The organism is Streptomyces sp. NPDC051662 (genome assembly GCF_040681655.1).
Classification (GTDB): Bacteria; Actinomycetota; Actinomycetes; order Streptomycetales; family Streptomycetaceae; genus Streptomyces.
The window spans coordinates 481705-498465 of the sequence record NZ_JBFAZD010000002.1; the positions used below are offsets into that span (position 1 = coordinate 481705).

The 16761-nt window shown below is 61.7% G+C and carries 21 protein-coding genes and 2 tRNA genes; 2 read left to right on the top strand and 21 right to left on the bottom strand.

Annotation, left to right across the window (positions count from 1 at the left end):
- Position 1: 1 nt before the first annotated feature.
- The 18 genes from AB0M67_RS04880 to AB0M67_RS04965 all read right to left on the bottom strand — a co-directional run bounded on the left by AB0M67_RS04880 (position 2) and on the right by AB0M67_RS04965 (position 12372).
- A complete protein-coding gene (locus tag AB0M67_RS04880; protein ID WP_365742618.1) occupies positions 2-1465 on the bottom strand; it encodes a DUF3987 domain-containing protein in 1464 nt (487 codons plus the stop codon).
- Between the two features lie 246 nt (positions 1466-1711).
- A complete protein-coding gene (locus tag AB0M67_RS04885) occupies positions 1712-2026 on the bottom strand; it encodes a hypothetical protein (RefSeq protein WP_365742620.1) in 315 nt (104 codons plus the stop codon).
- 3 nt (positions 2027-2029) lie between these two features.
- Positions 2030-2533 carry a hypothetical protein gene (locus AB0M67_RS04890; protein ID WP_365742622.1) on the bottom strand — a complete coding sequence of 168 codons (504 nt, stop codon included), beginning with the start codon at positions 2531-2533 and terminating at the stop codon, positions 2030-2032.
- Between the two features lie 5 nt (positions 2534-2538).
- Positions 2539-2868, bottom strand: coding sequence for a hypothetical protein (locus AB0M67_RS04895; protein ID WP_365742624.1), 330 nt, complete (start codon positions 2866-2868; stop codon positions 2539-2541).
- Positions 2869-2944: 76 nt separating this feature from the next.
- The gene (locus tag AB0M67_RS04900) at positions 2945-3280 is read right to left on the bottom strand and encodes a hypothetical protein (RefSeq protein WP_365742626.1); all 336 of its coding nucleotides are present in this window, start codon (positions 3278-3280) and stop codon (positions 2945-2947) included.
- Positions 3273-3869: a hypothetical protein gene (locus AB0M67_RS04905; protein WP_365742628.1), complete on the bottom strand. Its 597-nt coding sequence runs from the start codon at positions 3867-3869 to the stop codon at positions 3273-3275. Before AB0M67_RS04905 ends, AB0M67_RS04900 begins: the two co-directional genes overlap by 8 nt.
- Before the next feature lie 1053 nt (positions 3870-4922).
- Entirely contained in the window at positions 4923-5261 is a 339-nt protein-coding gene (locus AB0M67_RS04910; protein ID WP_365742630.1) for a hypothetical protein, read from the bottom strand.
- Between the two features lie 244 nt (positions 5262-5505).
- Complete coding sequence (locus AB0M67_RS04915; RefSeq protein ID WP_365742632.1) at positions 5506-5757, bottom strand: hypothetical protein; 252 nt, start codon at positions 5755-5757, stop codon at positions 5506-5508.
- 2 nt (positions 5758-5759) lie between these two features.
- Positions 5760-6269, bottom strand: a complete 510-nt coding sequence (locus tag AB0M67_RS04920) for a hypothetical protein (protein ID WP_365742634.1) — start codon at positions 6267-6269, stop codon at positions 5760-5762.
- 2143 nt (positions 6270-8412) lie between these two features.
- Complete coding sequence (locus AB0M67_RS04925) at positions 8413-9546, bottom strand: methyltransferase domain-containing protein (protein ID WP_365742636.1); 1134 nt, start codon at positions 9544-9546, stop codon at positions 8413-8415.
- Complete coding sequence (gene tgmB, locus AB0M67_RS04930; protein WP_365742638.1) at positions 9521-10501, bottom strand: ATP-grasp ribosomal peptide maturase; 981 nt, start codon at positions 10499-10501, stop codon at positions 9521-9523. The genes AB0M67_RS04925 and tgmB overlap by 26 nt, the downstream gene beginning before the upstream one ends.
- Before the next feature lie 31 nt (positions 10502-10532).
- Positions 10533-10820 (bottom strand): putative ATP-grasp-modified RiPP, encoded by a 288-nt coding sequence (gene tgmA / locus AB0M67_RS04935; RefSeq protein ID WP_365742640.1) that lies wholly within the window; start codon positions 10818-10820, stop codon positions 10533-10535.
- A 72-nt stretch (positions 10821-10892) separates the two neighbouring features.
- A tRNA-OTHER gene (locus AB0M67_RS04940) sits at positions 10893-10985 on the bottom strand.
- 6 nt (positions 10986-10991) lie between these two features.
- On the bottom strand, positions 10992-11126 hold the full coding sequence (locus AB0M67_RS04945) for a hypothetical protein (RefSeq protein WP_365742642.1): 135 nt from the start codon (positions 11124-11126) through the stop codon (positions 10992-10994).
- Between the two features lie 38 nt (positions 11127-11164).
- A tRNA-OTHER gene (locus tag AB0M67_RS04950) sits at positions 11165-11257 on the bottom strand.
- A 29-nt stretch (positions 11258-11286) separates the two neighbouring features.
- On the bottom strand, positions 11287-11502 hold the full coding sequence (locus AB0M67_RS04955) for a helix-turn-helix domain-containing protein (protein WP_365742881.1): 216 nt from the start codon (positions 11500-11502) through the stop codon (positions 11287-11289).
- 224 nt (positions 11503-11726) lie between these two features.
- Positions 11727-11852, bottom strand: a complete 126-nt coding sequence (locus AB0M67_RS04960) for a hypothetical protein (protein ID WP_365742644.1) — start codon at positions 11850-11852, stop codon at positions 11727-11729.
- 232 nt (positions 11853-12084) lie between these two features.
- A complete protein-coding gene (locus AB0M67_RS04965) occupies positions 12085-12372 on the bottom strand; it encodes a hypothetical protein (RefSeq protein ID WP_365742645.1) in 288 nt (95 codons plus the stop codon).
- A gap of 542 nt (positions 12373-12914) precedes the next feature.
- Between AB0M67_RS04965 and AB0M67_RS04970 the strand changes: the two genes are divergently transcribed.
- Together AB0M67_RS04970 and AB0M67_RS04975 are read left to right on the top strand one after the other, a co-directional pair.
- Positions 12915-13754 carry a helix-turn-helix transcriptional regulator gene (locus tag AB0M67_RS04970; RefSeq protein ID WP_365742648.1) on the top strand — a complete coding sequence of 280 codons (840 nt, stop codon included), beginning with the start codon at positions 12915-12917 and terminating at the stop codon, positions 13752-13754.
- Positions 13754-13948, top strand: coding sequence for a DUF397 domain-containing protein (locus AB0M67_RS04975; RefSeq protein ID WP_365742651.1), 195 nt, complete (start codon positions 13754-13756; stop codon positions 13946-13948). Before AB0M67_RS04970 ends, AB0M67_RS04975 begins: the two co-directional genes overlap by 1 nt.
- Positions 13949-14135: 187 nt before the next feature.
- Here AB0M67_RS04975 and AB0M67_RS04980 read toward each other — a convergent pair whose 3' ends face one another.
- From AB0M67_RS04980 to AB0M67_RS04990, 3 genes are all read right to left on the bottom strand, one after another.
- Complete coding sequence (locus AB0M67_RS04980) at positions 14136-14444, bottom strand: hypothetical protein (protein ID WP_365742653.1); 309 nt, start codon at positions 14442-14444, stop codon at positions 14136-14138.
- A gap of 945 nt (positions 14445-15389) precedes the next feature.
- A complete protein-coding gene (locus AB0M67_RS04985; RefSeq protein ID WP_365742655.1) occupies positions 15390-15593 on the bottom strand; it encodes a helix-turn-helix domain-containing protein in 204 nt (67 codons plus the stop codon).
- 525 nt (positions 15594-16118) lie between these two features.
- Positions 16119-16586, bottom strand: a complete 468-nt coding sequence (locus AB0M67_RS04990) for an RDD family protein (RefSeq protein WP_365742657.1) — start codon at positions 16584-16586, stop codon at positions 16119-16121.
- Positions 16587-16761 lie beyond the last annotated feature (175 nt).

Genomic DNA, 16761 nt, shown 5'->3' on the forward strand with positions numbered 1-16761 from the left:
GTCATGCGACAGCTGCCGGGACCTTCATAGCGGGCTGTCGTGCTGGCGTCTTGCGAGGAGTCTTGGCCCGTGCCGACGGCGTCGAGCCCGCGGTGGCCTGCTTCGCAGTAGACGGAGCCTTCTTAGCAGCCCCCACCTTCTTCACAGGGGCCGCCTTCTTCGCGGTGGTCTTGCGTCCTGTCGCACGTCGCTGGGCAAGGACGTGCACAGGCTTAGGTACCGCCTCAGGGCCGGGTTCGGGTTCGGCCACCAGCCGGAACACCATGGGGTTCTGTCCGGGTCTGTTGACCCGGTGCTGTTCCACCTCCACGTCGGGCATGCCGTCAACGACATCGAAGATCTGACTGGCCGTGTATCGGGAGCTGAGAGCGCGGTAGAGCTGAGTCGAAGTCATATCGCCGTGCAACCTCAGCTTCTCCCTGATCTTCACGTCGAGAGGCTGGATCGTGCGTGCCTTCTGTACGTTGCCCTGGGAGATGAGCTGTTTCACGGACGCTATGGAGAACTCCACGAAGGCCCTTGCGGCTTCAAGTGCCTTGACGCTGATGAGCGTCTTACGCTCAGCCGCAGTGAGCACACAGGCGACACGCATGACCTGTTCATCGGCTCTCTCGATGAAGCAGGAGACCTCTTCCGGAAGCTCATCCATGGTGTCTTCGTACTCTGCCCGGAGATCATCAAAGCGTTCTGCCGCAGCGTCGCTCAGCATCATCTCCCTGGTTTCCTTACGCGCCCACTCGTACGCGAGACGCAGTGACCCGCTCACCTTGATTTCGTGCAGAGGGTTGCGGCGGTTCTTAGCCGTCCGAATGAGCTTGGACCGCTCGACCATCACGGGCAGGATCCGGTTGTATGAGCCTCCCTGCGCTTCCGTGATGGAGATGTACTTGCTCCAAGCGGCAGGCTGGATATGCACGTGAAAGCCGAGGGCGGGAGTGTCAACGGTGACCTCTACCCGCTTTCCGTCCTTCTTCGTGACGTTCGAGACTCGACCTCCGTCCCAAGCGGTCCGGAACACCCCTGAGTATTTGGGGCAGCGGTTCGCCAGTTTCAGAGTCGTGGACCATTCCTCATCCACGATAATCAGCCGCCCATCCAGCCCCCCTTCCTGTGTCAGGGAGTCCTGTTCCGTCTCGTAAAGGGTCTGCACCAGGGAGGGGCCTGAGGAAATACCTCCCTGCGTCCGCCGCCCTAGGAAGTCCCCGATGGAGTCGCCCAAGATGGCCTTTGCCGTCGAGAGCGCGTATCCTTTACGCCCGACGCGCGATCGGCCAGCCAGCGCCGTCCAAATCACCGAGGGCCGCCCGTTGGGCTGCAAGATATTGCCGTTGAGGGCGGCTGAGTACAGAGCCAGCACGGCCGCGTGAACCCCTACGGGATCCGCTTCGGTGTGTGGCATAGCGGCTTTGACTGCCACTCCGATAGGACCGTAAGACATGGTCTCATAGCGGGCCTTCTCGTCCACAACCATCCTTCCTGTTCGTGTTTGTTGCACGTCCACACTCAGAGGTGTGAGCGTCCATGGATCGGGCCGGAAACGTATCCTTTCCAGCCCTCACCAGGGCAGCTCAGCCCTCGTGGCAATCCTCGTGCTCTTCTTCCGTCATCACCACGAGGTCAGAAACATCCGGGGTGACGTCCTGATAGGTCGTGAACTCTTCTTTGCAGTCCCCACACTTGTACGTGACCTCTACGCCTGTGGCCTTACCTCTCATATCGCCGCCTCACTCCCATGGAGAACCTCCCACATATCTTCCGCAGCGCTGAGCGCAGCTTCCGCATTCGCCTTGAACATGTCTGCCGCAAAGCCGTATCCCCGATTGCCGATCTGAGAGGCATCCTGCCTCGCCTTTACCGCAGAATCGGCCTGCCCTGCCTCGTAGGCGTCACGAGCCGCACGTTCGGACTCTGACATATTCCTGGCGAAACTCTCCAGTGCCAGGCGAAGGATGTCCTCCCGGAATCGAAGAAATTCGCTACACGGCGCCATCTTTTCTCTCATGGCACGCTCTTCAGACTCAGTCACTGGCTAGGCTTCCTTTCCTGAGTTCCACACGCGCTCGGACGACACCTTCACCACGCGTACTTCCTCGTAGGTGTCGCTGATCTTCTTGGCCTCAGCATTGGCAGCCTGCTTCGCGTTCTCAAAGATCTGACGGTTCTCACCGATTCGACACGGGTCCATCAGCTTCGCCTGATGTTGCGAATGAGCGTTCCAATCCCAGCAATCCGACTCGTTCTCTACGTACTCCACCTGAAAAACGATGTTCTTCCCAGCGAAGCCGATGAGCTGGGACAGGTGCGTGTACTCCACGGCCCTCCTGGTATTTCTGCGCTCCGCCTGATAGGCGCGAACGGCTTCCCGTACCAGTTCCCGTACCGCTGCGGGAGGGCAAACGTAGGCGTTGGCTGCCTCGCCAAGGCCCTGGCAGAGGGCCTCGTAGGCGCACGCACGGGCACGTGGGTCAGGGTTGCCGGCGGCCTCCCTGGCTCCGTCGCGTGCCCTCGCTACGTCCAGGCTCCAGTTACTCATGGCGCTCACTCGACGTTCGCCAGCTTCTCCGGTACCCACTCGAACCCGGTGGTTTTCGCGAAGTAGCCCGCAAGAGACACGGGATCCACCACCCAACGAGAAGTGATCACCATGTAATGTCCCAGCGTTTGAGCCGCAATGCTGTCAAGAGCACTGCTCCTCAGCGTTCCGGCAGGCATGGGATCCTGTACCAGTCCCCTATAGGTGCCGTGCTCTATGAGATCTGAGGCATTGCGGACCACCACCATGAATTCCGTAAGGCCGGGGGTCCAGTGGATCTCTACGCGTACGTCGAGTGCGTCATCAGACCCAACGGCCAAGTGACTGTGTTCCATTCGTTCCCTTTCGATAGTCGAAGGAGCAAGGGACGCGGGGAACGTATCCCATTCACCACGTCCCAAGCTCACCCGACTAGATCAGGTTGTTGCGCTCCCGCCACTTCTTGAGAGCCTCTTCACGCTGCGCAGGGGGAAGGCAGCCCTTGTGACGCGGGCTGGGCTTCCAATTGCCCTCCTTGTCCTTGCGCCCACGGATGTGACTGTAAAACTTCACGACTGTCTCCCCGCATCCTTCCAATTCGCAGCGCCACTTAGAACGACTGTCAGAGCCGTTGTACAGCCCCTTCAACGTCCAAGCATTGAAGTGCGCTACCGCTACCGCATTACGGTAGGCATCGATGTTCCGCTTATTCGCTCCCTGCTTCAGCACAGGGGAAATCGAGGGAAGTTCGGGATTTGACTCAACCATGGCTCACACTCCCTTGGGAAACCTTGCGCGAGCGAAGATTTTCCGCTGCCTTGCAAGCTATTGAGTGAAGGAATCCTTCCGGCAGTTCCGCGTACTCCTGCCCGTGATCCTCGCGGGCATAGGTGCGGTACATGCCTTCTGCGTGATCCTTGGCCCGCTGCCAATTCCCGTAGGAATCCTGAAGCGGGCCGCGATTGACGGGCACTGGGTAGGCCGCATAGTGCCCGAGCCAGTATCGCCAGCAGGCATGGGACTTTACGGCACGATGCATCGCCGTCCACATGTTCAGTTCCGTGCGCGTCTCCGAGTTACTGGCCGATTCCTCGAAGCAGGTTATGTCCGGGCTGGGCCATATCCGCACCCCGAGGATTACATCGTCCGGAACCAGCTCATGACGCTCGCGATATACCTGGATCGGCGACGTCTCCCACCCCTCGAACACGCCGACGTGTTCGCCACACAGAATGGTTCGCAACTGCTTTCCGCGATACACCATGTGGCGTACTACGGTGCCCGGAAAAGGACAGTGGCCCGGCCTGTAGAGCCTCAGGAATACCTCACATAGGAACTCGTTTGATTCTTCTTCCATACCCACACTCCTCCGATAGGCGGTAAGTAAAGGGCACGGAGCCCGTATCCCATATCTCCGTGCCCCAAGCTCACCGACTAGCGGCGGGAACGGCACTCCCGACAGAAAGCGCACGGGTCCACTAGTCGGATTCCGTCTCTTTCCTGGATCAGAGCGACCCATGATCCCTCAGGAATTTCTGCTGGGGAGTTTGCTGAAAGCCGGACAGTTGCTGCCCGCCATCCGCTGTATCCGTCTATATCGACGGCCGCCCATTCAGCAAGAACTTCATCCCGTCTGCGAGCGTTCGTCACACGCTCGGACTCGGTGTACTCCACCAGAACAGCAGGTGATGACGCCCCGTTCGGGTAGGTATTGTGTTTCGCGCCCGCCTCGCTCGCATAGACGTAGAAGCGCAAGTCCATCGCGATGGCCTGTGACTGTCGGCGCACGGTCACGTGTTCGCCCCTTCTCTACTAGACGACATCAATGGACAGGACGCGGTTCGGATGAATGTCCTCGTGAAGTCTCATGTCCGTCTGCACGCCAAGTCGACTTCCAATGCCAACCAAACGGCCGGTGAGCACCGCTTCCCCTTCCAGGAACGTCACAGACAGAGACTCACATTCGTAGAGGCCACGGTGTGCAGCACGGATCGTTTTGACACCGAGTGTCCCTCTATTCACAATGGGCGCCTTCCACTAAAGCCTCTGAACTTGTCTCTAGAGGCCCGATACCGGAGACAGAGTGGCAATGGCCCTGAGTGAACGGCTGCACTTCCCTGCCCCCGATATTGAGCCGCTAGCGCTTGGGGGATTCGCCGAGAGGGACACACTGATAATCCGTGGTCGGATTGACCGGCCTGCTCGCGCCCCTTACCGAGTGCAAAACCACAACATGAGTGATGTTACTTTTCGTCATGGCTGCACCATCCACCTATATGGCCCCGACAATCACCCCGGGCAGGCGATATCGTCCGAACCGGACGGCGAGACCGTTTTTCAACGGGCACCGGAGACGTATCCCTAAACCTCCGTGCCCGTGAACCTGATACGGCAGTTGGCGGCGGACGCACTAGCCCCCTGCGTTCTCACACCCCCGACAAGAAAGCACACGCCCATAAGGGCTCCTGTGCGCTTCGATGCTGTGGCCCTGCAACTCGCGGGACACAATCAGCGTTTTTCCGGCAAGGTCGGAACGGCGCTGGTCGTCATCACACCACCACGGCGCACCCGACTCCAGGTCGAAATACCGGTGTATGACGTCCTGCAATCCCTCGTACCGACTCAGGTTGAGCCGTTCGTCAGACCAGCCCGTAATAACCGGGTAGGCCCGTGCATCACTCAGCAGACAGACCAGCCTGTCACCTACTTTCACTTCAGCTGTAGCAACCCACACGAGGTCAACGTTCATGAGTCCTCCTGTTGTTTCCCCAGCGCGCTTGATACGCAGTGGACAGAGGGGAACACAAGACGTATCCCTAGCTTGTGTTCCCGTGCTGCCGACTACGGTCTAGTGGGCCTTGGGCCGCTTCCTCAGGTTCAGCTCTACGAATTCGGGAGGGAGCCCGTGACGCCCTGCGTATTGCACCGCTTCCGCGTAGCTGTCAAACCGTTTGCACCATCCGAAACCAATGTGTGCCATGTACATTGCTCTCCTAGTGCATTGACATGCAGTGATCTTCAACTGACCCCGTACGCTCACCCAACCGCTTGAAATGATTGGGCGGAAGCTCGCCACTGGCCGTAAGTGCGCTCACCAGCTTTTCAAGGTCCCACATTTCTGGGTCGTGGAGCGTGGGTTCAACCTTTTTGGCCGTCGCGGGAAACCCGCTCCCCAAAGCCCTAGCCATGTGCTCTTCACAAGCCACGTAGTAGGCAGGCCCGTAATAGAAATAGTGCTCAGGCATGATCAGACCTCCCGAGACTTGAGCCAGGGCGACGTAGGATTCACATCAATGATGTCCCCCAAGTTCCATAGCGGGTTCTTGCGACTCGTGACCCGAATGAGAACAACTCGCTCGGTTCCCCGTCGTTCCACACCTTTGACCACACCAAGCACAGACCCGCCCCGTACACTCTGGAAACTCACCTTCTGCCCCTTCCGAAAGCGGTGCATGGCCCATTCCTCACGGAACTCGCTCATGCCGCAGTCACCCTCGTTGGCACGCGTCAGACCGGACGCAATGACGCGCATGTGGTCCCGCATGCCGTCCGCAACGTCACGCCACGGCTTACCCCTGTAGTCGGAGGGAACCGCAACGCTCTTCACGTCCCGGAAGGGTTCGGCACCTTCCGCACGCTGAACGACGATCTCCTCTGCGCCGTACCTCCAAATAATGTTCTGCTGCACGTGGCCAGAAAGGATGAGTTGATATCCCTCCCCCTTGCTGTGGTCATACATCCACGGGACTACCCTCATTCGCTTTCCTCCCCTTACACCATTACGGCTATCCGCAATGGGTGAGAGGGTGCACGGAAGTCGTATCCCTATTCCCACCGTGCACCCGACACCCCTACGGAAGCGGGATGACCCGAACGTTGTACCCGTTCACCAGGGCATATCCGGTGTTGTATATATCCGCTCGCACTAGCAGCGCATTACCCGGGAAAATGATGCACTCTGTGAAAGCGTTGACTGAACGAATCATGTCGTCCCATCCGTGCACAGTGAACGGCCATGTTCCGCCCTCATCCGTGATGTGGACCCGGAACCACTCGCGTTCGCGGTAGTCACGGTGGAACGTAAACGGACGCAGGTGGATTGCTTCACGATCTCTCACTACAACCCCTCAGGGATCGACCTATAGCCCTTTCTGGGCCCTTACTGGCATCGGTTAGAGCGCAACCGACACTCCCCCCGACTCACGAGCTATCAGGGGCTTAGGAGACGCTCTAGCGGCGGATGAGTGTCAGTCACCGCATACCGCCTTCTTGCGTCCCGGACACCCCGTGTTGAGCGCGTGAGCCGTAGGCAATCTCAGTTGTCCGTCCACGCCTTCCTCGCACATCCCCTGGCTCGCCGCGTCCGCTTGTGTTGATTGGTTCCGTAGGCTCCAACAACGGCGTTCGCGGGTTGCCACACTCCGTGATCGGTTGACATGTAGGTCTATTCATCCCGGACGACCAAACCCGGTTATCGGTAGTGGTTTGGCTGACCACTCCTATGAATGCTTGCCCAGCGGCAAGAGAACAACGAGATCTAAGGTTTGGCCTGCCTCTTGACTCATCCCCGTCATCGCGCTTTCGCTATCGCCCTACACCATGTGGTGAGACCCTCCATAAACGCTCTCAGTGAGCCTTGGGAATACCGTAGGTGCCTGGCGCACACCTACGGTGTGCCGGTGAAGCTACGGGCCCTCTAAGCCCACTCAGAGCGCGTCACTACTCGCGCTCAAGGAATGAGCAGTCAACAGACTGTCACTCAGACTCGCTATTCAGTTCTCAAGGAACACCGTTCCGGCATCACCCGTCGTGTTCACGTCCGGAGCACTGCCACTGTTGTCATTCGTACTCACCCCCCGGCCTCTTGCTCCGAGACACCGTCTTTGCGTGATCCCCGTTTCCATCTGCCCTTTAGGCCGGTACTCCGGGGCCGCTCTGGTGTGGCGCGGTCGGTGGTGACAGGCAGAACATTGCCCGCCTTCATCACAGGAAGCAACTTTGAGCTTCGAGTGTTGAGAGAGCCGCGCTCGCGCACGCTGGAGCCCCAAAAGGCCAGGTCAGGGGCCACTTCCCTAGTGGCCCCAATAAGGACATACACCCTCAGATCAACGCCATCACAGGAGGCAACTTATTTGCTTGCGCTTTACCTTTACAAGCCGCGAAAGGTGCATACTGGAACCCTCCCATTACCTTGCCTTGAATATGCAACATTGCTTCATAATTGTTTCTGACAATCCGCCATTCGGGCATCCTCGGACATAAAGGTTTACGAGGGGGCCCTCGCACCCCGCTCCGACGCCTCGCCCTGTTGCCCAACATGCACCCTGTGCCCCATATGTGAGTGACTCAGATCACTCGGCTATTGGGACGCCAAATCCACGCACGCCTATTACTGCACCAATTCCGCAATGCAGCATTATCATCCAAAAGCACGCGAGTAATTAATGATGTCGCACATTACGTGATGCATAAACAGGGGGGGTAATATAACGAAAATGCTTCCATGAGGACCGCAGGGGCGCCTTCCTTGGATCGTGTACGGGTTTGACTTCTTTCACATAATCACAAGTGGCCCTACCCCCTGAGGCCCCTTTCGACCCATCCGAGCAGCCGGCACACTCACCGCGGACTCTCCAAGCCAACTCAGAGGCAGATCCGGGCGCCTATTGGTGCATCACTTGGGTGCGGTAACAACATCATTGTTGACTGCACCACACTTTCTGCCTGCGGTGTCCTGGTCCGCCCAAGCGGACACGTACATTCTTATTGAGGGGGGTCCTATACCCCGTCGAGAACCCCTGACATAGCACAGGGGCACCCTCTCAAGGAAGGTGCCCCTGTGAATTCGCATTCCCGAAGCTACGCTGTGAGTTTCCGGATCTTTGAGTGCAGCAGCTCCGTTACCAGAGCGCGGGAAGCATCCCCGCTGTGTTAGCCGGGTCATCGAGCCATAGAGTGTGCGTCCCGTCGCTCCACACCGTCAGGCCGTAGCGGTCGATGCCGGGGCGGCCGGCGTTCACCCAGTGAGTGAGAAGGGGTTCGCGTTCGGCCCAGAGGTCACGCGGGCCTCCGTGGTCGAGGTGTGCCGTCCGGACGTCGAGCAGGGTGATGCGTGCCCATGACGATGTGCGCGGCTCCCAGAGACAGTGGGTCTCTCGACCTGCATCGTTCTTCAGGGTGATGGTCTCTACCGTGGGGTGGACGAGGTTCGGCAGGAACTGGGCCATCTCGGCCCCGAGACTGGTCGGGAGATCGATCTCCCGCGCGCTGCCGGTCTGTGTGACCAGCATCCTGGTGAGCTGCTGTGCCGTCGCGCTCACGCTGTCCGTGCCCGATCGGGCTCGCATAAAGGCCGCCATCTCGGGCAGGAACGGCCCACTCGCGCGGCGGTCGCGGTCAACCGTCAGACGCGCGATGCCGTAGCCCACGTTGGCGACGATGATTCCCCCGGGACGGACTTGCTCCCGCCACGAGGCAGGGACACGGCCGACACCGCACGTGGCCAACAGCCTCTCGTACGGTGCGTGCTCAGCACAGCCAGCCATGCCGTCCCCAGTGATCAGCTTGGGCATGAAACCCGTCTTACCAAGTCGGTTCTGTGCCGCGCTCACAAGGGCAGGGTCGACATCCACTGATACGACTCGATCGCTGCCGAGGCGATGCGCCAGCAGGGCAGCGTTGTATCCAGTACCTACACCGATCTCCAGGACGCGATTGCCGTCCTCCACATCCAAGGCTTCGAGCATCTTGGCCATGAGAGAGGGCCGCGTCGATGAGCTGGTGGCGGTGCCGGCCGCGTCGAATTGCGTCAGCAGTGAGGTATCCCGGTAGGCCGCAGTGAGCCACGCCGGGTCTGCCTGGTCGTACTCGTGCAAGCTGTCCTGGGCTCGTACGACGAACCTGGGCACGAACACGTGACGCGGGACGCTGGTGAAGGCGTCAATCCAGCGCTGGGAGCGCAGGGCTCCCGTGGCTGTGAGCTGGTCTGTCATCATGCGGCGCAGTTCGTCAGCGGATGGTGCGGTGACGGTCATGGATGCCTTCCAGTAGGTCAGCCAGTGCGTGAGTGATGGGGGTACGCAGTTCCGGGACAAAGGCCCACTGCCCGTTCGGATTCACGTCGATCAGATGCCAGTCCCCGCCGTGACTAACGAGAAAGTCCATGGCGGCGTAATGGATGTCGAAAACGCCCATCAGCTTGCGGACGCCAGCAGCGACCTTGTACGGGACGTCGCAGGGCTCGTACGTGTGGCTGTCGTAGTCGGTACGGATGTCGATGCGTGCGGCCTCTGACGAGCTGTGGATCTTGGCCGCGAAGAGCTGATCGGCCACGACCGTCAGGCGCACTTCGTACGCCTTCGGAATCCACTCCTGGAATTGGTGGGCGGTCAGGCTGACCTTGTCTGTGATCTCGGCGGCGTGAACCTTGGTGGTCCACAGCGCGTACGGCTCGCCGTCGATGCCGCTGGGGGCCTGGGTGCCAAGGGCCTTGTACGCGGCAACCCGGCCGGGCAAGTTCTCGATGAAGGTGCGGGCCTTGTCCGGTTCGTTGGTGATCAGCGTCTCGGGGATGTCCAGCCCGCACCGAGCTGCCGTCGCGAGGGCGACGGGTTTAACGCCTGCGGCGGCGTTTCGCTGGGGGTGATTCAGCCAGGTGCATTCCAGCGTTGCGAGCACGCCGCCGAGGCCCGCGCGAGCCTCGGCGGCTGCCCATTCCGCGTCCGGCCTCGACAGATCGAGGTGGAAGCGGTACTCCGTCGGACGCCGGTAGTAGACGGAACGAACGTGACCGAGGTCCAAGTCCCGGTACTCACCGCGCAAACTGCCGTCCCAGGAGCCTCGGTGGGAACTGATGCGCGCAGTCACGCTCAAGATCTCAGGGAAGTCTCCGGGATCGAGCCGGTGAACGGGTACTCCGCGGTCGTTGAGTTCCGCTATCACCAGGTCGGCAGTCGCATCTTTCGGGCCGGTCAGAACCAGGACAGTCATCGGTCAAACCCTTCGGTCAGTGAGTCGGCGGTCAGTCGACGTCGTTGCCTTTCTCCTCGTCAAGCTGGCTGTCCTCCGTCGTCTGAGCGACAGTCTCGAACTTGCTCTCCATCGACGGGGCGTGAATGAACGGCTCGCCACCGTCCACGGTCACGCTGATCTGCCGTTCCGGGCAGAGCCGCAGGGCCGGGTACACGCCCGCGTCGGGGCGAACGGGAACGGCTTTGGTCACCCCAAAGGGGCGGACCGCAGCCACTCCGTGCCCAACGGGGCGAACTTCCATCGCCCCAGTGCTTTTCGCCATCTGACTGACAAGCATTCGGTGCTCCTTCGGTCGCCTACTTTCGATGACCCGTCTCAGTCGCTGCCTAGACAGCAACCGGGACAGGAGCCCCCTTGTCCGGACTCGAACCGGAGTCACCCAGAGGGGATACGTACGCGCGCGACGCAGTCTCTGGGGGCTCTACCATTGAGCTACAAGGGGGGCAGTTCAGGGTTTCTTACCTTTACCGTCGATCTTGTCCCTCATCTTCTTTGCCAGATCTGCCTTAGCAGCTTCCCGATTGGCCTTGTCTTCGACTTCCCTCTTATCGGCGGCGGTCGGCTTCCGGATACTGCCTGCCATGATTCTCCTTCTTAAGCTGTCCCTGATTGAGACTGGAGTCCCCTTGCCCGGACTTGAACCGGGGTCACCGGGGGCGGGGAGAGTTGTGAGTTGGCCGCCGCCCGGGCTCTGCCTGACTGAGCTACAAGGAGTCAGCCCCACAAGGGGCCTTTTTCCATTCTCAGCTTTTAGGTCGGCGATTTTTGCCGCCCCTGGACCGCAATTTAACCCCGGCCTCGCTCAGCATCCGGTGCACGAACCCGAAAGACCGTCCGGTCTCCTCACATATCGCACGGATGGAAAGGCCCCGCTTCTCGTACCATTTCTTCAGCAGTTTGGCCGCCTCTTCCCGCTCCAGGCCCTTGAGCGGCGTTCGTTTCTTCCAGAGGTTTGCGATTTCGGGGTTCCGGTCCTGCATCGACTGAAGTGCTCCGTTAGTTGTCAGAGTGATGTGTGAGAGATGGCCATGCCCGCCCCTGCCGGAGGGTCTATATCGAGGCTGGGAACTTTGAAATAGGTAGCCAGTTCGACAGGGGCGGAGATTGGGGGGTATGTCCCCTCCCCCGCCGGATCGACTCATATCCGGGGGAATATGAGACTTCCATCGGCAGGGGAGGGGGTCTATAGGTGGCCGTTGATGCCCGCGACGACGATGAAAACACTTGCCGCCGTGACGACAATGGCGGCCAGTGCGCCAACGCATTGCTCCCCGTATTTGAGGGTGCCGCGCGTGATGAGGGATCTCATGGTGCACACCTCAGGCATCCGGGGCAGTTGACGGCGCGGTGCCATTCGTCCCACTCACCCGCGTCCGCCTTTGCGAGTGACCATTGATCCAGCCCCTTGCCCGGAGCGGCGCCACAGTCGGGCGCTCCGCCGCGCCAGATATGCGAATCCTTTTTGGTGCGAGTGCCGCCGCGCATTCGGTGCACAGTCCGTACGTCGCCCGGCAGCGTGCCCGGCACCCATTCGTTGGCGCTCACTTGGAGAACCCACCAAGCACACGGCGCGCGTGGCGGAACTGGTCCAGTTCGTCAAGCGCTGCGTTGACTTTCCTCGCCATTTGGCTGGCTTCGTCAAGCGAGATCCACCCGAGCGAGATTCGGTAGTCTTCTTGCTCACAGTTGTCACACGGGGTGTCAATGCCGATGCAGTCGAAATCGACTCCCACGCGCCGGAGCGCGTTAACGAACTGCGACCCCACTTCCTCAGCTTTTTCGCGGTCGTTGTTGACCCAGTACTCCGGGCCGACAGGTTCGTAATCCATGTGCCGCCTTCCTTTCAGAGCCTGCGGCGGTGGTTCGCTTCTTGGACCTTGATCCGGAGTTCCTGCATGGTCGGGCTGTCAGTAGATGCGCGGTGTGGGTGGGCCAAGATGATCTCGCCGTACTTCCGGATGCCTGCCGCGTCATTGCGTGCCCGGCTTGCGCTTCGGCCGTTGCGCGCCGCCTTGCAGATCACGCACTCAGGTGCGGGTTCAGGTTCCGATACGGCCAGGGCCGGAAGCCTGGCGTTCACCACTCCTCACCGATCCTCGGCACCGATGCGATGAGGAGTCCCGTCTCGATACGACGGAGGACAGGGCGCGTTGGCAGCGTGTACCCGCCACGGGGAACCCAGCGGGGTGCCAGGCCCCAGACTCCACCGGCCGCTATCAGCGCGTGCAGCTGGTCCGCGTCACTGGGGGACGTGCACGTCCGGGTCACGTCCGCTCCTCTCCGTAGCGGGATCACTACCAGGGCAGCCCACAGTGGCCTACAGTCAGATTCCCTTCAACTAGCCAGAATCGAAGGAGGGGTTGAAAGCAGCATGGTCAACCGCAGGGAGCTGAACCCTGAGAGCAGCCCGCGAGCGGCCTTCGGCGCCCGTGTGCGCAGGTTGCGGGAGGATCGCGGGTGGAGTCAGGAAGACCTAGCCGGGAAGGTGGAATATTCCAGTCAGCATATTTCGGCTATCGAAACTGCCCGGAAACCGCCAACCCTCTCCTTCTCGCGCAAGCTCGACCTTGTGTTCGGCACAGGGGATACGGCCGATTCGTTCGAGCGTGAGTGGCGCGACATGCGGCACGGCTCGTTGTTGGAAGGCTTCCCGGAGTACGTCGGGTACGAGGGGCGGGCAGCGGAAATCCGGCTCTACGAAGTGGGCGTCATCCCCGGTCTGCTCCAGACACCGGAGTACGCATCCGTACTTGCCGGGAGCGCCGTCAAGCGGGGGGCGGTCACGGTCGATCAGGCCAGCGAGCGGGTTGCGCTGGTTGCGGAGCGACAAGCAGCGCTCATCCGGACGCCCCCGCCATGGGTCTTCGTGGTGCTGGACGAAAGCTGTATCCGCCGTCCCATCGGTGGACCGGCCATCATGGAAGCCCAGTTGGCGCGGCTGGTTGAGTTCGCGGCGCTACCGAACAGCGTGCTTCAGGTCGCCCCGTTCGACATGGGAGACCGCAGACCGTTCAACCTACCGATAACGGTGCTGACCCTCCCTGACCGCTCGCTCTTGTCGTACGCGGAGTCCGCTCAGCGGGGGCATCTCGAACGGGACAACACATTCGTTCTGCCCATGCTGAGCGCCTACCATCAGCTACAGGCGGAATCGCACTCACCGGCGGAATCTGTCGCCATGATCAGCCAGTTACGAAAGGGCATCCCGTGATGACCGAACCCCTCCGATGGTCCAAGTCCTCCTACAGCGACAACGGCGGTCAGTGTGTTGAGTGGGCACCCGCGCCCGCCGCGACGACGGGTGAGTTCCTGGTCCGTGACAGCAAGGCCCCGAACGGCCCCGTTCTAACCCTGACCGCCGAGAGCTTCGCCGGACTGGTGGCGCTCGCCAAGTCTCACGGCTGAGCACCCCATGAACACCGCCGGAGCCCCGCCATTCCTCCCCCTTCGGAACGGCGGGGCTCTTCGCTACCCTGCGTAAAAATTTGGGGCTTCGCCGGCCTCGATTTCGCGGGGTAAAACGGACATGCCGGGCGCCGCGGAATGACTTTCCGTGATCGCGGGGCGAGTCATCAGGGCACAAGCAGCGCTCCTACTCCGCCGACGTGGCTTCCGGCGTTGCGGGCTCGCTGACCCCGGCGCCTGCGTCGTCGGCCGGAAGGTTGGGGGCCGGTTCGCTGACTGTGCCCGCGTTCTCCGGACCGCCAGGCAACCCGCCCTCCTCCATTCCGGGGAAGGGGAGGTACACGTCCGGGATACCGGGCGCGTCGGGGAGCAAGACGCTACCCACGTCGTCCAGGAACTTGCCGTCATGCTGTGCGTCTTCGAAAGGTCCCTCCTCCCCCGCCTCAACGGGCTTGGGCGTGCTTGAGGGCGGCGCGGCCTCCCTGGTGTCCGGCACGGCCCTGAGCCCTTCGGGCGTCAGCGAGGCAGGCGGAGCGCCGGGGCCACCGGGCTCTGCTGAGCGCCCAGACGGCCGCTGAGCGGCCTTGCTGGGCCCGTTCGGGGCTGGGGTCGTGTTAGCGGTGTCGGCAGGCTCGGGGGCCGGTGGTGCCGGCGTATCCCGTACGAGTGCCACGGTGCTCACCCCTTGCGTTGTCGCGGTAACGACACGCTAGGAAGAGTGAGCACACTCTGTCTGTGGCACTTTGACTACTCGTCAGCCGGAACTACCCCAACTGGCCACGTCAGAGTTCAAGTTGAATACCAGTAGCCATGCGACGCATCTCGGGTGTGAGCGTCCGACGGCCCTCGATGATGCGTCGCAGTACTGTCCGTGCGTACGTCTGATTGGGCAGCCACTCAGGGGCTGCCCGTTGGATGTCGGCCAACACCTCGAATCCGTCGGCATACTGCCCAGTCCTCGCCAAAGCGTCAGCGATGCCCAGCTCATAACGGTTCCGGTTACTGCTGGGGGGCATTGCGGACGCGGGGACACGCTTAGCAAGGTCCAAAACAACGTCAGGACGATCCACAACTCCCGCGTTCTCTGCGCGCTTGAGGTGGACCGTCGTTGGCCCGAAGGCGCGGATCGCGTCCGTCTCAGACTTAGACTCCCTACCGAGTGCGACAGCAGCGGCCCTCGCCAATCGGAGTGCGTCAGCCGCCTGCCCGGGTTGGGAGTTACGCACAGCAGCAGCTGTCACTTTGAGCAACATCAGCCCCCATGTGCCCAGCTCCGATGAGGTTGCCCGGGACATACGTGGTTCGGTCTCGTCAGCCCACTTCACTGCCAGGTCCAGGGCGGTTTCCAACTGCCCCTGCCGCAGGAGAAGCCAACATTGTGTGTTGACCGTCGCCGCCCCCTCCAAGCGGTCAGCCGCGTCATCCAGAGCCCGGCGAAGAGCTACTTCCGCAGTGTCTCAAGCCTGGCGGTCCCCCGCTCCCCTTGCTCAAGCTTCCGAATGATCGACAGCGAGACCCCCGATGCCGCAGCCAGTTCCGATTGTGTGAATCCGCGCCGCTTGCGGAGTTCCTTCAGGTTCTTCCCTGTTTCGCTTCGGGATTCGCTCATATCGGAAGGGTACGGCGCTGGCGCGGACCACGTCATTGTCTGTAGCTCAGCAGCTCAGAGACACAGCGCCGTGCCGGAGGTGGGATGGCGAGCGGTCCGGGCCGCCAGCCCATACACTGTGGCGCGAGGGCCCTCCCCACGTATCCCGGGGAGGGCCCTCGCGTCTAGAAGTGCTTGGTACGAGCGCGGCCGTTGCTGCGCTGGGAGCGCTCGCCTGAACCGCTACCCACCGAGAAAGCTGCCTCCCCCTACGCAAGAAGCACAATGGACGCCGAACCGCTGTCGCAGTGGGCCGTAGGGCAACGACGCGCGTTTCCCCAGGTCAGGGAGCTACAGACAGAGTGAACGGATAGGCGACCTGAGAGAACGTTGCCGAAGGGGCCGATGCCGAAGGGTATGCGGATGCCGAAGGGTGGCGGCGGGAAGCCGCGCTGATCTCGGCGTACGCGGCTGAGTACGGGGCTACGTACAGGTTGAAGGGCGGTCCGGGACGAGGTTCCGGACCGCCCTCTCTATGTGCTCATCCGTCGCGGCTGGGATCCACGGGATCTACATCGGGATCTAGATCCGCACCTGTACGGCGCGGGCGAGGCGGTCGTGGAGCCCGCGGGAGTCGCGGTCCCAGATCAGCGCGGGGATGGCGAGGCAGAGCAGCGCGCTGCGTACGAGCGCGCGGCCGAATCCGATCCGCTCGCCGCTCTCGGTGATGACCCGCAGGCCGAAGAGGCGCTTGCCGGGTGTGAAGCCGACCGTTCCGAGGGTGAGCACGCTGAGTACGAGAAGGACGCCGAGGGCCCAGTTGCCCGAAGCCTGCCAGTCACCCCCCGCGAGCAGCCCGTATGCGATCAGCATGCACAGCGCCCAGTCGACGAAGAGGGCGCCGAAGCGCCGGCCGAGCGGGGCGACGGAGCCCGGTCCGTGCTCCGGCAGACCGAGCCGCTCGCCGCGGTAGCCGAAGTCGACGCCCATGTCCTCGGCCGCCGCGCGGGGGCCGGAGAGCCACGATCCGATTGCTTGCCTGTTGTCCACCCGTCCACGGTACTGCGACCCGTTCGCGGCCCCGGGAACGGGGGGTAGCCGCAGGAACAGGGGGTACACGGGCGTCAGCGGAGGCGCCGTACGCCCCAGCGCGCACCCGGGCTGGTTAACTTCGGCGAAACAAATGGGTCATGCTGGAGAAATCCCGGAAACCTATGGTCGGGTC